The sequence below is a fragment of the Agrococcus sp. GW821-FHT14H11 genome (genome assembly GCF_058803545.1).
The window spans coordinates 20,854-34,529 of record NZ_JBXAPA010000001.1 but is presented as its reverse complement, the minus strand read 5'-3'; the positions used below and the strand labels follow the sequence as shown (position 1 = coordinate 34,529).

Below are 13,676 nucleotides of genomic sequence, written 5' to 3'. Positions count from 1 at the left end.
TCGAGATCGCCGAGTATGCGGTCCTGTTCTCGTTTGAGCACCGGCAGCGGCACGGCGTCGGCGTAGTGGGCTTGCATGAGCCGGTCTTGTTCGTGTTCGAGCCGGTCGCGGTGCTTGGTCAGGCGTTCGAGTTCGTCGGTCTCGGCGGCCATGAGCCCGTCGAACTCGTGGTGCAGCATCCCGGACAGAGCATCGCGCTGGGCGGGGCTGATCTGCACGCGGGCGTAGTAGTCCTCGATGAGCCTCTCGACGTCCTCGATCAGGATCGCCCCTCGCGTGCAGTCGGTGCGCTTGGAGTGCCGACCGGAGCACACGAAGTAGCAGTAGACGTTGCCGTGGCGGTTCTTGGCGTTGGACACGATCAGCCGGGATCCGCACTGGCCGCAGTAGACGGTGCCTTTGAGGTAGTGGTCATGGACCTGGGTGGCCTCGGCAGCACTCTTGTGGGCAGTCAGGACGGACTGGACCTGGTACCAGACCTCAGGCGGGACGAGCACGGGGTGGGTGCCCTTGTAGCGGGTGCCGCGGTAGACGACATCGCCTTTGTAGTAGGGGTTGGTCAGCAGTCGATGCACGGAGGAGACCGCGAGCGGCTTCGGTGGCCGCTTAGGGGTGGGGACACTGACCAGGCCACGGGAAGTGAGTTCGTCGTGAAGCTGGCTGACGGTCCAGTTCCCCGAGGCGTAGGCCTTGAATGCCCACTCGGAGGACCTCGCGGCCCTGGTCGTCGCGGAGGCGGACGTTGAGGTAGCCGATTGGGGCTTTGCCAAGGGTGCCACCGCCGATTGCTTTCTGTGTCATGCCTTTGGTGACCTCGGTGGCGAGGTTGCGGGAGTAGAACTCCGCGATGGTGGACATGATGCCGTGCAGCAGCATGCCGGAGGGAGTCTCGTCGATGTTCTCGGTGGCCGAGACCAACATGACCCCGGCCTGTTGGAGGGCAAGGTGGATGGTCACGTCGTCGGCGCGGTTGCGGGCGAGCCGGTCGACTTTGTGGACGATGCAGTAGGCGACCTTGTTGGCCTTGACGTATTGGATCATTCGCATCAGGTCGGGCCGCTGGGCGGACTTCGCTGAGGCTCCGGCGTCGACGAACTCCTCGATGATGGTTGCACCGAGCTGGTCTGCTTTGCGGCGCACGGCCTCGCGTTGGGCGGGAATGGAGAAGCCTTCGTCGGTGCCGCCCTTGGACGCCTGTTCGCGGGTGGAGACCCGCAGATAGGAGATGGCAGCTGCCGTGCTGGTGGGCGGGTCGATCAGGCTGGCCGCCGGATCAGCAGCAGGAGTTGTGGTGGTCATCGGGTCCTTGCCTCTCACACGATTCGTCCCTCGCGCCCCCAGATGCCTGGGAGGGGATGTTGGTCGTGAGAGCAGCCATCGGTGTGACTGTAGGACGAGACCCGACGGGGTCACGGTGCGTGTTACCCGCCAGAGGCGGGGTTTAGGACCACAACACCCCGCGTACGCGAGGCTTTTGCTTGTTTCATTCTACCAACGGTCTTGCGACACTCGCTGTTGCGCCGGTTGGTGGCCCGGCCGAGTCTGGCGTAGTAGCCCTTCGGGGAGTTCGCCAGGTGCAGGCCCTCAGCGTCGGTGTCACCGACCGCGACGTTGACGGCCAGGATCGCTGGCGGCGGCATCCGCGGGGCCGCCGCCGTCCTGCGCCAGGAGATGTCCACCCTGGTCGCAGCGCTACGCTCCGCCGACCTGAAACCCTCCGGCTGGTTGACCCCGGGGCAGATCGCGGTCATCCTGCGCAGCGCGTACGACCCGGCCATCGCCGCCACCCTGGAGCGCCACGGCGAACTCGGCCAGCACCTCGCCACCGCAGGTCCGGTGGCCGTCAACGAGTCCTGGGCCCGGCTGCGCACCGACTCCGCCCACCACGCGGGCGGCGGGCGTGCTCGTCGTGCTCCTGCTCGCCCTCCTGGCTCTCGGGCAGGATTCGCCCTACCTGGTCGTGGCGGTCTCGCTCATCGTCGCCACTGCCGTCATCGTTGCCACCTGGGCGTTGCTGCGAACCCGCGCCCAGCGCCGCGCCTACGAGGATCAGCTGACCGACTGGGCTGCGGAGAAAGCCGCGCAGACTGAGCGGCTGCGAATCGCCCGCGAGTTGCACGACCTCGCGTCCCACGGACTCGGGCTGATGACCGTACGGGCCGCCACCGCGAACCTCACTGAGGCGTGCTGTTCGCGGTCGGCCCCGGACCGCCGCGAGCGTGGCTACGCTCGCCGATCGAGTGAGGCCTGTCCCGGTGAGGGCTACCGTGCCGCGACGTAGGCAGTCGGTTCCTCCTGGCGCGTGGTCCAGCTCGGGGTCTCGCGTGTTCGATCCCGGCGACGTGCACCAGCCTCTCGAATACGGGCGCGCAGGCTTCCCCTCAGCACTCCACCCGTAGACACGTGCTTCCAAGCTCGCACTCTTCGCGCGGGGTGTGTTCTCTCATCGGGGTGCTCATGGGAGCCGAGCGAGTGATGTTCCGCCAATCACGGCGAGCACGACCGCGGTGATGACCATCGCGGTGGTGAAGCCGGTGAGGAGAGGGCCGCCTGCGAGTCCTGCGGCGTAGGCGAGGTCGCACTCATGAAGACCGCGCCAGCGGATCGGGATCGAACGGCGGACCAGATGGGCCGCCGCCGTGCGGCGGTGAACGCTGAACCGCTCGCCTGATGAGGTCGGCTGGAAGGGGACCTCATCAGGCGAGCGATGCCTGCCAATCGGTGGCGGATGGGCGCGCTCTTGCGTCGTGATGTTATCGCCTGTCAGGCGATTGGCTGGACGGAGCCTGTCGCCGCGGACACACGAGTCGTCTGACTACCGCAGTTCGGAGATCAGGATCGCGACCGTGCCCGAGGTATGGGCAGCGAAGATGTGCTCGGAGTCGCCTCGGTACGAGATGTAGTCGCCGGGTCCTAGGCGCTGGGGATCGCCGGGAGGCCCGACATCGGCTGAGCCGGTGACCAGGATGACATGTTCGGTGGTGCCGTCCTGGTGAGGTGCGGAGCAACGAGGCTCACCTGGCTCGGCCGTCACCAGGTAGATGTCGCGTCGGGCTCCGGTCGGACACGCCGAAAGCAGAGAGGCGGAGTAGGCGCTTCCCACCGCCGTGATCGGCTGGGCATCGGCAGCGCGGATCAGCGTCGGGCCTGCGGAGCCGGGGTCGACGAGCGTCGAGAATGGTACACCGAGGGCGTCACTGAGAGACCACAAGGTCTCGACGCTTGGGTTGCCGGCGCCCGATTCGAGTTGGGAGACGCTGGCCTTGGAGATACCTGCTCGGCGGGCGAGCTCGGCGGCGCTCCAACCGATGCGGGTCCGCTCGCGGCGCACCGCCCCACCGATGTGCTGCCGCACTGAGTCACCAACCATGCGTTCATGATAGCTAACGAACCGTACGGATTGACGAACCGCGGGGAGTCGTTCATGATAATAGACGTGAGTTCATCAGAATGGTCCGTGCGGAGGATGGTGGGCGATGTCGGTTCGATCGCCTCCGCGGTGTTGGTGGTCGGCGTCTCCTTCGGTGCGTTGGCCTCGGAGGTCGGACTGCCTGCGTGGCTCGTGATTGCTCTGGCCGTCGCGGTCCTCGCTGCCTCGGCCGAGTTGATGTTCATCGCCTCGATCCTCGCCGGCGCGGCACCACTCGCGGCCGCTGCGGGCGCTTTGCTTGTGAACCTGCGCAACGGCGTGTACGGGATCGCCGCATCCCGGTTCCTCCACAGAGGATGGACACGCCTGCTCGCGGCACACTTCGTCAACGACGAGACGGTTGCCTACGCATCGGCGCAGCACGACTCTCCACGTCGTCGGCGAGCTTTCTGGGTGCTCGGCTGGGCGATTCTTCTCAGTTGGCCTGCGGGTGCCGCGATCGGTGTGCTCCTCGGCCGAGCCCTCACCGATGTCTCGGCGCTGGGATTGGACGCGGTCTTTCCCGCGATCCTTTTCGCGATGGTTTTAGGCGCTGTGCGCAGCAAGCATGCGGCCATCATCGTGGCCTGTGGAGTTCTGCTCGCAGTCGCAGTCACACCCTTCGTGCCGCCTGGAGTCGCGCCGCTGGCGGCCCTGGTCTCCCTCGGTCTGGGGTGGAAGCGAGGTTCTCAGCGTGATTGATTCCCAAATGCTCACCGCATGCGTAGTGCTCGCCGTTGGCACGTACGTCGTTAGGCTCGCTGGCACCACCTCAGGGGGGACAGATATCCCCGAGAAGCTGGACCAGGGTCTCGAACAAGCCGTCGCCATACTCCTTGCCGCCGTCGCAGCAACCTCCGCCCTGTACGACGGGCAAGACCTGGCCGACTGGACCCGCACTGCCGGGGTACTCGCCGCAGGTACCGCGGCCGTCCTCCGGTTACCGCTCATCCTCGTCGTGCTTATCGCCAGCCTGACAACAGCGTTCCTGCGACTGTTCACATGACGAAACGAGGAACCACAGAATGAGCAGCCAGAGCCGGTTCAACACGACGCGTTCGTTGATGGCGCTCACTGAATCTCCCCAGTTCTGCTCATCAAATCCCCTCACTCTGGGTCGCTCCGTCGCATGAGGTGGGCCTCTGGATGCTGGTGGTCTCTGACCACACACCAGCTTCAGGAGGCCCTGTTTCCCATGCTTTCAGAGAGGAGCAGCGTGGAAATCCACGCTCTGCAGTGGCATCGACACCCAGCCACAGCCGGTCATGCCGATGCTCGTGCCCGTCTACCGCTGGCGCGGATCGGCACATCGACGTTTGCCAGAGCGCGCCTAACCGCCTGCTGACTGACCCCGAACCGCAGGCCGACCTCCATAAGACTCAACCCGCCGTCGTACAGCTCGACGGCTGCGGCGAGGTCGCACTCATCAAGACCGCGCCTGCGGATCGGGATCGAACGGCGGACCAGATGGGCCGCCGCCGTGCGGCGGTGAACGCTGAACCGCTCGCTCAACTCCACCAGCGTCGCGCCCTCCTGGTAGAGAGCTACCAGCTCGTCTACCTGTGCCGGGCTCAGAAAGGTTTGAGTCATCCCAACTGCACGCACCATCCGACCCCGCTCGTCCACTACAGACGGCTCCAGGGGCCTGCGGTCCCGCTGGTAGACGCCCCGCGACCGGCGAGAAGTCACAGTTTTCAGGGCCGGGCAGGGGTTCTCGAACTCTCTACGGAGGTCCACCACATCGACAGCCCCGCCGCGAGGCGGGGCTGTCGTCGTCTCCTGCGCATCCGTCAGACCCAGCGCCGCTCCTCCGCCATGCGCGGCCCGCCGCGCGGCCGCGGCACGAGCGTCGTGGCGATCACGAGCCCCGCCAGCACGAACAGGGCGGCGGTGAGCGACCCGGTGCCGGGCGGCTCGTCCCACGACTGCGGCACCTGGTTGAGCAGCACGTACTCGACCATGGGGTTCGCCGCGAGCGCGGCGAGCGCCAGCACGACCACCACCGCGGCGGTCACGGCGCCCCAGCCGCGCGAGATCGCGCGAATCGCGGCGAGGCCGGCGGCGGCGAGCGCGACCGGCCACAGCAGCAGGCCGATCCACGCGGTGTTCGGACCGCTCGCGACGTGCGCGCACGCCGGTGACGTGATCGGGTCGAGCGGCATCACCGCCGCGGCGCAGGGCCGCCAGACGGTCATGATGATCGCACCCAGCGACAGCCCGACGACGACCGCCACGATGCCGAGGGCGAGCTGCAGGGCTCGAGGCACAGGGTAACCATAACAGTGTTCTACTAATCCCCTCAATCGGGTCGTCGCGGGCGTATCGTGCGAAGGTGGCGCACCTGCTCGTGACTGCGATGCCGTTCGCCGGACACGTCCGGCCGATGACGGCAGTCGCCGCTGCGCTGCTCGCGCGGGGGCACCGGGTGACCGCCTACACGGGCGATCGCCACGTCGAGGCGTTCGACCGGCTCGGTTGCGAGACGCTCGTCTGGCGCGACGCGCTCGACTTCGACGAGCACCGCCTCGCCGAGGCGTTCCCCGGCGTCGCGCCCCCGGGGCCCCTCGGCACGCTCGCCAACCTCGGCGAGCTCTTCATCGGCACCGCGCCCGGCCAGGTGGGCGACATCCGCGCCGCGCACGAGCGCACGCCCTTCGACGCGCTCGTCGGCGACGTGATGGCCGTCGGCACCGGCCTCGCGGCCGAGGTGCTCGGGCTGCCGTGGGCGAGCGTGTCGCTCATGCCGCTCACGATGCGCAGCCGCGACCTGCCGCCGCCGGGCCTCGCGATGCAGCCCGCGCGCACGTGGCTCGGCCGGGCGCGCGACCGCATGCTGCGCGCCGTCGTGCGCAACGCATCCGGCCCCCTCGACCGCTCGCTGCGCGCCGCCCGCGCCGAGCTGGGGCTCGGGCCCGGGCGTCCGTTCGACGAGGCGCTCTACTCGCCGCGGCTCGTGCTCGCGACGGGCTCGCCGTCGCTCGAGTACGACCCCGGCGACCTGCCCGCTTCGGTGCGCTTCGTGGGCTGGCTCGAGCCGAGGACGGGGCCGCTCGCGCCGCCGCCGCTCTGGGCCGAGACGCTCGCCGACGAGCCGCGCCAGGTCGTGTTCGTCACGCAGGGCACGGTCGACACCGACCCGACCGCGCTGCTGCTGCCCACGCTCGACGCGCTGGCCCATGTGCCCGTGCGCGTCATCGGCACGACGGCCGGGCGCACCATCGACCGCGAGGTGCCGGCGAACGCGCGGCTGGTCGACTTCGTGCCCTACTCGGCGGTCGTGCCGCACACCGACGTCGGGGTGACGAACGGCGGCTGGGGCGGCGTGCTCGAGATGCTCGCGTGCGGCGTGCCGCTCGTGGTCGCGGGCGGCTCGGCCGACAAGCCCGAGGTCGCCGCGCGCGTCGCGTGGTCGGGCGCCGGCATCGACCTGCGCACGGGGCGGCCGAGGCCGCCGCGCGTGCTCGCCGCGGTGCGCAAGGTGCTGCGCGAGCCGCGCTACCGCACGCGCGCGCGGCAGATCGCCGACGAGCTCGCGGCGCTCGGCGGGGCGTCGCGGGCGGCCCAGCTCGTCGAGTGCCTGCTCGTGCCCACGCCCCACTGCGACTGAGCACCGGGCGACGGAGCGCCGACGCGCTGCGGGCTGGTCCTCAGGCGCGCGCGAGAGGATCGTCGCCACGATCGGGACGGGGTGGGCATGGACGACGACGCGCGACCGGAGCAGGGACCGGCGGGGGAGGTGCGCCGCGACCGCTACGTAGGCGGGCGCGACCTCACGCACTGGACGACGCGCGTCGGTCGCGTGGTGGCGCGGCTCGTCGAGCAGATCGGGCGCAGGCTCGGCCCCCACGCCGCGCTGCTGCTGACGCTCGCGATCGGCCTGGCGGTCGCGGCCGGGCTCGCCGCGGGCGGTGCGGAGGTGTACGAGGCGGTCACCGACGAGGACGGCCTCGCCAACCTCGACATGCCCATCACGGCGTGGTTCGCCGACTGGCGGCCCGGGTGGTTCGGGCCGGCGGTGACGGCCTACACGGATGTCGCCGGCGTCATCGGCATGCCGGTGCTGGCGATCGCGGTGATGCTCCTCCTCGCGATCCGACGCCGCTCGTGGACGCCGGTCATCCTCATGCTGTCGGCGGGCCTCGGCTCGCTGCTCATGACGATCGTCGCGAAGGGCTTCATCGGCCGCTCGCGGCCGCCGCTCGAGCTCGCGGTGCCGCCGTACGAGCACTCCGCCTCGTTCCCGAGCGGGCACACGCTCAACGCGACCGTGATCGCCGGCATCGTCGCGTACCTCATCGTGCTGCGGCTCGAGCGCCGCTGGCAGCGGGTGCTCACGATCGCGGTCGCCGCGGTGTTCGCGATCACGATCGGGCTGAGCCGCGTGGTGCTCGGACACCACTGGCTCACCGACGTGGTCGCGGCGTGGGCGCTCGGGGCGGCGTGGCTCGTGCTCGTGATCACGGCGCACCGCCTCTACCTGACCGTCAGGCGCGCATCCGTCGAGCCCGACGGCGAGGCCGTGCCGGCGCCGTAGGGCGGACCCGGCCTCGCGCGGCGGCGCCGCTCAGGCCTGCTGCTGCGGCACCACCGTCAGCACGCGGCGCACGAAGTCGTCGTAGGCCTGCATGTAGGTGCTGAGGAACTCCTTCGTCGACGCGACGGTGACCTCGTCGTCGTCGTCGACGAGGCCGTCGGGGTACTGCACGTAGGCCTCGATCTCGTTCATCATCGGGGCGTTGCAGAACGACAGGATGGTCTTCAGGTGCTGCTGGCCGACGGCCGTGCCGATGCCGCCGGGCGAGGCGCCGATGACGCCGACGGGCTTGCGGGTCAGGGCGTTCTCGCCGTACGGGCGCGACGCCCAGTCGATCGCGTTCTTGAGCGCGCCGGGGATCGAGCGGTTGTACTCGGGCGTGACGATGAGGATGCCGTCGGCGGCGAGGATGGCCTCCTTGAAGGCGGTCGCCTCGGGCGGGTACGCGTCGTCGCGATCGCGGTCGTAGAGGGCCAGCTGGTCGATCTCGATGAAGGAGCACTCGAGGTCGGCGGGCGCGAGCTTCATGAGCGCGCGGGCGAGGCGGCGGTTGATCGACGACGCGGCGATGCTGCCGCAGATGACGCCGATCGTGTACGGGGGCTCGTGGCTGTAGGTCTCAGGCATGGCTCCAGCCTGCACCCGCTCCCTGGATGCGTCGAGAGTGCGTGGCGGATGCGCGGGGCGCTACCGGGCGGGGAGCGCGCCGGCCTCCGAGATGGCGCGGTAGACCTCGGCGGCGACCCGCTGCTCCTTGGGGAGCGACAGCGCCGCGGCGAGCAGGCGCCGGGAGCTGAGCACCGGTGCGGGGATCGTCGCGAGGTCGTACTCGCTGTAGCCGCTGCCGCCCCACTTGGTCATGCGGTGCTCCCAGTGGAAGAAGTCGTAGAAGTCGTAGCCGCGCAGGGCGTCGTCGGAGAAGTCGGTGAAGTCCATCCAGCGGGCGAGCTCGTCGTGCAGCTCGGGGTCGTGCTGGAACGGCGATGCGGCGTACTTGGCGGCGAGCAGCTGCGGGGTGAGCTCGCGCACCGAGGTGTCCTTCCACATGCCGGTGACGATGGCGCCGCCGACCCCGAAGATCGTGGCCGCCCGCGCGGGCGCGTGCAGGTAGAGCGCGCCGGCGAGGTTGGCGTAGCGCTGCCAGGTGGGGAAGGTGGCGCGGTAGAGGCGCGCCATCTCGGAGGTCGGCTTCAGGATGGGCACGTCGAGCCCGATGTGGGGCAGCCCCGCGGCGGCGGAGAGCCGCCCGGCGGTGAGGAAGTCGGCGTAGGTGCTCTTCGAGGCGACGTGGAACGGGTGGTAGGTGAGCGTCAGCGCACCCGCCCGCTGCAGGTCGACGAGCCCGGCCTCGAGCACGGCCCGGGAGTCGCGGCCGGCGGTGAGCGAGAGCACGGTGACGGGGGCGACCGAGATCCAGTTGCGCACCTGCTGCCGCAGGTCGTCCCGGAAACGCGCCGACGCATCCGCCGTGCTCAGCTCGACGCGGTCGGCGAGCGGGAAGAAGCGCTCGTTCGAGACGGTCGAGCCCTCGACGGTGAGCCGCCCGTTGGCGTAGAGCTGCCCGACCTCGTCGTGCGGCGTGATGAGGCCCGGCAGCCAGCGGCCGGCGGGGGAGCGGTAGTGCGGGTGCTCGAGCACCCAGCGCATGCGGCTGCTGTCGAGCCCGCCGGCGATGTCGGCGAGGATCGCGCTGTGCGAGGCGAGCGCGACGCCGGTCGCGGAGCGGTGCCAGTAGAGCGAGCGGGTGGCGAGTGGGTCGCCCCAGGCGTCGAGCCGCTCGCCGCGGGCGACGAGCACGACATAGCGGCCCGAGAGCCAGGCGATCGTCTCGTCGAGCGCGCGCGTCTGCGCGGCCGAGTCGGGATGCGCGGTGACCGCGCGCAGGATGCGCTCGACCACGCGGTCGCGGGTCTTCGGGCCGCCGTCGTCGAACGCCTGCCCGAGCACGAGCACCTCGGCGCGCTCGGAGCGCGCCACCTGCCGGTCGAGCACGGGGTCGACGCGCACGTGCCAGGGCCCGACCGCGTCGTGCTCCCACGTCTCGACGGGCGCGTGGGCGGTCGGACCGCGGGTGACGAGGAAGCCCTTCGCGAAGACGTTCTTGTAGCCCCAGATCTTGTACGCGGGGCGCAGCTGCTGCTCGCGTCGGCGGAACGCCTGCATCGCCTGGCGCTGCCGGCGCTCGTGGCGGTCGCCGAGCAGCGCTTCCAGCATCGTCGGGCTCCCGTGGTCGGCGTCGTGCGCCGGTCGCGACCGGGTCGCTGCGGCTCGATCGAGCGTATCCGACGGCTGCCTGCGCGGCGCGGCTCGGCAGCGCTGCGCAAGCCGCATGCGGGACACGCTGCGCACGCCGGTGGCGGCGAGTGCCTACGCGGTGGGCTGCAGCTGCGGCGGGGCGCCGGTGATGCGGCGACCGAAGCCGCGGATGCGCGTGGCGCGCCTGGTCCTCGGCACGACGACCCAGCCTCCGGACGCCCACTGCACCTCGAGCGTGCCGCGATGGACCTCGTGATGATGGTGGGAGCAGAGGAGGATGCCGTTGTCGAGGTCGGTCGGGCCGCCTGCTTCCCACGGCACGATGTGGTGCGCCTCCGTCCAGCCGACGGGGAAGGTGCAGCCCGGGGCGCGGCAGCCGCCGTCGCGGATGGCGAGCGCGCGCCGCTGGGCACGGGAGAAGAGGCGGTCGGTGCGGCCGAGGTGGAGCGGGAGGCCGTCGGCGCCGGTCACGGCACTCTGGATGCGGCCGTCGCACAGCATCGCGGCGGCGAGGTGCACGGGGATGCAGTCGCCCGTGCGCTCGACCGTCGCTGTGCAGCCCGGGGTGCCCGCTGCGGCGGCCTCGAGGCTCTGCTTGGCGACGTGCACGACGACGACCGGCGCCTCACCGCCGACCCGCGGCACGTCGCGCTGCTCGACGGACCGCCCGACCATGGCGATGAGCGCGTCGACCATCTGCTGCGGCCGCGAGCGATCATCGACCTCGAGCGCTGCTGCGGCGCGCTCGTCGTCGCTCTGGAAGCGCGGCTTCGTGCGCGGGCCGGTGAACGCGTCGAAGGCGGCGGCGAGCACGGCGCCCTGGTCGGGCGTGCAGATGAGCCGGCCCTGCACCATGCCATCGGGACGGGTGCCGAAGCTGAAGCCCCGCTCGGCCAGCTGCCGCTCGTAGCGGGGCTCGGCGCCATCCGGATCCATCGCGTCGCGCCACATGCGTGCGAGGCGCGCGAGCAGCTCGGGCGGCATCGGCGCATCGGTGCCGGTGTCGTCGCGGTGGGTGCTCCGGTCGCCGATGGCGGATGCGACGAGCGCCTCCTCGGCGGCCGCGACGTCGTCGGCGTGCGCACGATCGGGTGCATCGCCGAGCGCATCGAGCACCGCCCCGACCGCCTCGAGCGAGATGGCGCCGGTCTCGAGCGCGCCGCCCAGGATCGGGAACCTCGCGGGCACGGTGGCCCCGGTGATGCCGATCGACGCCCGCGTGGCGCTCGCGGCCCGCAGCAGCTGCCGAGCCGTGCGCCGGGACGCGCCGAGCTCGGCGGTGAGCATCTCGAGCGGATCCTTGTAGCCGCAGCACAGCGGGAAGCGCTCGTCCTTCGGAAGGCCGTCGTGGCGCTTCGCGAGGTCGTCGGCGACGCGCACCTTGAGCGCGTCGCCTCCGCGACCGATGTCGCCCACGCGTGCCACCACGTCGCGCCGCTGCGCGTCGTCGAGGTGCGGCAGCAGGGCGTCGAGGGTGCCCGCGGCGGCCGCGATGGCGTCGAGTGCGACGTCAAGGGAGCGCAGCGCATCGGAGGTGCGGCTGGTCGGCTGCGGTGCCATGGTCGCCCCCTCCAACGTTGGAATGCGGCTAGTCTATCGAACGTATCTACGACACGCGCGAACTTTCCACAATCTCTCCCGCACTTGCGAGGGGTGCCGTTCAGGCATCCGATCGCTATAGAGTCGCGCCATGCCCACCAGACTCGCAGCGACCCTCGTGCGGCTCGCCGAGAGCGGCCACCTGCTCGGTCGGCTCGCAGGTGAGCGCAGTGCGCACCGCATGTCGCCGCTCACCGTGCGCGCACTCGTCGTGCTGCAGTTCGAGGGCCCGATGGGTGTCACCGCGCTCGCCCGCCGTTGCCACGTCGCGCAGCCGACGATGACGGCGCTCGTGCGGCAGGCGGAGGAGGCGGGCTGGATGCGCCGGCGCGGCTCGGCACGGACGACCCGGCTGGAGCCGACCGCCGCGGGGATCGCCGCGCGGGACGAGCAGCGCGAGGCCGACGGCGTGCTGCTCGAGCCGCGCTTCACCCACCTCGGGCGGCGCGAGCGCGCAGCGCTGGAGCGGGCGGCGCTGATCCTGGCATCGACGCTCGAGCGCGACCGGCCCTGACGCGCGCGGTCGCGGCGACTCGTGGGCGTCTCAGCCCGTGCTGGCTCGGCGCTGCGCCTCCGCTAACGCCGACCGACGCCGCACTGACCGCACGACGGCCTCTATGGCGACGGCGAGCAGCGCCCCCAGCAACGCACCGATGCCGTTCGCGACGATGTCGCGCACGGAGGCCACGCGCCCGGGGAGGAAGTGCTGCACGACCTCGACGCCGAGGCTGAGCGCGACGCAGAGCGCGACCGCGATCCACCAGCGCCGGGCGCCGAGCACGAAGACGAGCAAGAGCGCGAGCGGCACGAACATCGCGACGTTGGCGAGCACCTCGAGCCGCGTCCAGCTCAGCCAGTCGGCGAGGTCGCGCGCCTGCAGCCACTCGATGCCGCGCACGACGCGCGGCTTCGCCCGCAGCAGGAAGTGCGTCGGCCACAGCGTCACGACGAGCACCACAGGGATGCCGAGCAGCAGTCCGACGATGCCGAGCCGCCGCAGCGGCGCACGTCGCGCGCGGGGCACGACGACGACGCGAGGCTCGGAGGACACCCGTCGAGTCTGTCGCGGGCGGCTTTGCGCGACCTGACGAAGGGCGCGCAACGGCACCGATCCTCAGCACCGACCACACCGCATCCGCACCCGTGTGCGAAGCCTCGATCAGTCCTCGCCGAGCACCGCCCGGCGCGGCGACGGCGGGTCTAGCGTTCCGATCATGACGGGACCTCGACACGCGATGATCCGGTCGACGGCGCCCGTGTTCCGCATCCTCACCGTCTGCACCGGCAACATCTGCCGCTCGCCGCAGGCCGAGCTGCTGCTGCGGCAGCGTCTGCCGAGCGCCTTCCCCGGGTGGGACCCGGCAGTGATCGAGGTGACGAGCGCCGGCACGATGGCGCTCGACGGCCATCGCATGGAGCCGCTCGCGGTGGCGGAGGCCGGCCGTCTCGGCCTGCACGGCGCCGACGGCCACCGCGCCCGGCGGCTGCAGCCCGCGCTCGTCGAGCGCGCAGACCTGGTGCTCGCCCTGGCGCGCGAGCATCGCAGCGCCGCCGTCGCCTCGGCGCCGACCGCGCACCGACGGGCGTTCACGCTCGTCGAGTTCGCCTGCCTGACGGAGCGGGTCGCCGCCGGCCATCGCGGCGCGCAGGTGCGGCCGCTCGGCGAGGACGGCATCCCCGCCTTCCTATCGCGCGTCGTCGCGGCGTGCGCCGACCGCTCGATGATCGACCACGCGCAGCGGGCCGACCTCGACATCGAGGACCCCTACCGGCGCTCGGCCGCCGTCTACCGGCGGTCGGCGGATGCCGTGGCCCGGCAGGTCGACCGGCTGGTCGTCGCGCTCGCCTCGCTCGCGCGCGCGAACGCGGCCTGAGCCG

15 protein-coding genes and 2 pseudogenes are annotated in these 13,676 nt (G+C 71.1%); 8 read left to right on the top strand and 9 right to left on the bottom strand.

Going from position 1 to position 13,676, the window contains the following annotated elements:
* Nucleotides 1-287: 287 nt before the first annotated feature.
* Together AC1RNL_RS00160 and AC1RNL_RS00155 are read right to left on the bottom strand one after the other, a co-directional pair.
* A pseudogene (locus tag AC1RNL_RS00160) lies at nucleotides 288-644 on the bottom strand (recombinase family protein); the annotation flags it as partial.
* A complete protein-coding gene (locus AC1RNL_RS00155) occupies nucleotides 607-1,299 on the bottom strand; it encodes a recombinase family protein (protein WP_492934098.1) in 693 nt (230 codons plus the stop codon). The gene AC1RNL_RS00155 and the pseudogene AC1RNL_RS00160, both read right to left, overlap by 38 nt.
* Before the next feature lie 321 nt (nucleotides 1,300-1,620).
* Here AC1RNL_RS00155 and AC1RNL_RS00150 point away from each other — a divergent pair.
* Nucleotides 1,621-1,890 (top strand): annotated as a pseudogene (locus AC1RNL_RS00150) (SCO6880 family protein); the annotation flags it as partial.
* Between the two features lie 10 nt (nucleotides 1,891-1,900).
* A complete protein-coding gene (locus tag AC1RNL_RS00145; protein WP_492934097.1) occupies nucleotides 1,901-2,281 on the top strand; it encodes a histidine kinase in 381 nt (126 codons plus the stop codon).
* Nucleotides 2,282-2,815: 534 nt separating this feature from the next.
* Here AC1RNL_RS00145 and AC1RNL_RS00140 read toward each other — a convergent pair.
* Complete coding sequence (locus tag AC1RNL_RS00140) at nucleotides 2,816-3,370, bottom strand: helix-turn-helix domain-containing protein (protein ID WP_492934096.1); 555 nt, start codon at nucleotides 3,368-3,370, stop codon at nucleotides 2,816-2,818.
* A 6-nt stretch (nucleotides 3,371-3,376) separates the two neighbouring features.
* Here AC1RNL_RS00140 and AC1RNL_RS00135 point away from each other — a divergent pair, with 6 nt between their 5' ends.
* Nucleotides 3,377-4,111: an AzlC family ABC transporter permease gene (locus AC1RNL_RS00135; protein ID WP_492934095.1), complete on the top strand. Its 735-nt coding sequence runs from the start codon at nucleotides 3,377-3,379 to the stop codon at nucleotides 4,109-4,111.
* A gap of 7 nt (nucleotides 4,112-4,118) precedes the next feature.
* Entirely contained in the window at nucleotides 4,119-4,415 is a 297-nt protein-coding gene (locus AC1RNL_RS00130; RefSeq protein WP_492934094.1) for an AzlD domain-containing protein, read from the top strand.
* 257 nt (nucleotides 4,416-4,672) lie between these two features.
* On the opposite strand, the gene AC1RNL_RS00125 is transcribed toward AC1RNL_RS00130, so the two are convergent.
* A complete protein-coding gene (locus AC1RNL_RS00125) occupies nucleotides 4,673-5,035 on the bottom strand; it encodes a hypothetical protein (protein ID WP_492934093.1) in 363 nt (120 codons plus the stop codon).
* 164 nt (nucleotides 5,036-5,199) lie between these two features.
* On the bottom strand, nucleotides 5,200-5,676 hold the full coding sequence (locus tag AC1RNL_RS00120) for a hypothetical protein (RefSeq protein ID WP_492934092.1): 477 nt from the start codon (nucleotides 5,674-5,676) through the stop codon (nucleotides 5,200-5,202).
* Nucleotides 5,677-5,741: 65 nt separating this feature from the next.
* On the opposite strand from AC1RNL_RS00120, the gene AC1RNL_RS00115 reads away from it, so the two are divergent.
* Nucleotides 5,742-7,016, top strand: coding sequence for a glycosyltransferase (locus tag AC1RNL_RS00115; RefSeq protein ID WP_492934091.1), 1,275 nt, complete (start codon nucleotides 5,742-5,744; stop codon nucleotides 7,014-7,016).
* Nucleotides 7,017-7,103: 87 nt separating this feature from the next.
* On the top strand, nucleotides 7,104-7,943 hold the full coding sequence (locus AC1RNL_RS00110; protein WP_310121741.1) for a phosphatase PAP2 family protein: 840 nt from the start codon (nucleotides 7,104-7,106) through the stop codon (nucleotides 7,941-7,943).
* Between the two features lie 30 nt (nucleotides 7,944-7,973).
* Here the strand turns inward: AC1RNL_RS00110 and AC1RNL_RS00105 are convergent, their stop codons facing one another.
* The 3 genes from AC1RNL_RS00105 to AC1RNL_RS00095 form a co-directional block, all read right to left on the bottom strand.
* Complete coding sequence (locus AC1RNL_RS00105; protein ID WP_492934090.1) at nucleotides 7,974-8,570, bottom strand: NADPH-dependent FMN reductase; 597 nt, start codon at nucleotides 8,568-8,570, stop codon at nucleotides 7,974-7,976.
* A gap of 60 nt (nucleotides 8,571-8,630) precedes the next feature.
* Nucleotides 8,631-10,157, bottom strand: coding sequence for a hypothetical protein (locus tag AC1RNL_RS00100; RefSeq protein WP_492934089.1), 1,527 nt, complete (start codon nucleotides 10,155-10,157; stop codon nucleotides 8,631-8,633).
* A gap of 153 nt (nucleotides 10,158-10,310) precedes the next feature.
* The gene (locus AC1RNL_RS00095) at nucleotides 10,311-11,759 is read right to left on the bottom strand and encodes an HNH endonuclease signature motif containing protein (protein WP_492934088.1); all 1,449 of its coding nucleotides are present in this window, start codon (nucleotides 11,757-11,759) and stop codon (nucleotides 10,311-10,313) included.
* A 130-nt stretch (nucleotides 11,760-11,889) separates the two neighbouring features.
* Between AC1RNL_RS00095 and AC1RNL_RS00090 the strand changes: the two genes are divergently transcribed.
* Nucleotides 11,890-12,312, top strand: coding sequence for a MarR family winged helix-turn-helix transcriptional regulator (locus AC1RNL_RS00090; protein WP_492934087.1), 423 nt, complete (start codon nucleotides 11,890-11,892; stop codon nucleotides 12,310-12,312).
* Between the two features lie 30 nt (nucleotides 12,313-12,342).
* On the opposite strand, the gene AC1RNL_RS00085 is transcribed toward AC1RNL_RS00090, so the two are convergent.
* Complete coding sequence (locus AC1RNL_RS00085) at nucleotides 12,343-12,849, bottom strand: VanZ family protein (protein ID WP_492934086.1); 507 nt, start codon at nucleotides 12,847-12,849, stop codon at nucleotides 12,343-12,345.
* A gap of 163 nt (nucleotides 12,850-13,012) precedes the next feature.
* Here AC1RNL_RS00085 and AC1RNL_RS00080 point away from each other — a divergent pair, with 163 nt between their 5' ends.
* A complete protein-coding gene (locus AC1RNL_RS00080; RefSeq protein ID WP_364197771.1) occupies nucleotides 13,013-13,672 on the top strand; it encodes an arsenate reductase/protein-tyrosine-phosphatase family protein in 660 nt (219 codons plus the stop codon).
* Nucleotides 13,673-13,676 lie beyond the last annotated feature (4 nt).

What these genes read in the sequence shown, in the direction of transcription:
- AC1RNL_RS00080 (WP_364197771.1), top strand. Translation starts at nt 13,013, where the DNA reads ATGACGGGACCTCGACACGCGATGATCCGGTCGACGGCGCCCGTGTTC.
- AC1RNL_RS00100 (WP_492934089.1), bottom strand. Translation starts at nt 10,157, where the DNA reads ATGCTGGAAGCGCTGCTCGGCGACCGCCACGAGCGCCGGCAGCGCCAG.
- AC1RNL_RS00135 (WP_492934095.1), top strand. Translation starts at nt 3,377, where the DNA reads ATGATAGCTAACGAACCGTACGGATTGACGAACCGCGGGGAGTCGTTC.
- AC1RNL_RS00095 (WP_492934088.1), bottom strand. Translation starts at nt 11,759, where the DNA reads ATGGCACCGCAGCCGACCAGCCGCACCTCCGATGCGCTGCGCTCCCTT.
- AC1RNL_RS00110 (WP_310121741.1), top strand. Translation starts at nt 7,104, where the DNA reads ATGGACGACGACGCGCGACCGGAGCAGGGACCGGCGGGGGAGGTGCGC.
- AC1RNL_RS00130 (WP_492934094.1), top strand. Translation starts at nt 4,119, where the DNA reads ATGCTCACCGCATGCGTAGTGCTCGCCGTTGGCACGTACGTCGTTAGG.
- AC1RNL_RS00090 (WP_492934087.1), top strand. Translation starts at nt 11,890, where the DNA reads ATGCCCACCAGACTCGCAGCGACCCTCGTGCGGCTCGCCGAGAGCGGC.
- AC1RNL_RS00140 (WP_492934096.1), bottom strand. Translation starts at nt 3,370, where the DNA reads ATGGTTGGTGACTCAGTGCGGCAGCACATCGGTGGGGCGGTGCGCCGC.
- AC1RNL_RS00105 (WP_492934090.1), bottom strand. Translation starts at nt 8,570, where the DNA reads ATGCCTGAGACCTACAGCCACGAGCCCCCGTACACGATCGGCGTCATC.
- AC1RNL_RS00155 (WP_492934098.1), bottom strand. Translation starts at nt 1,299, where the DNA reads ATGACCACCACAACTCCTGCTGCTGATCCGGCGGCCAGCCTGATCGAC.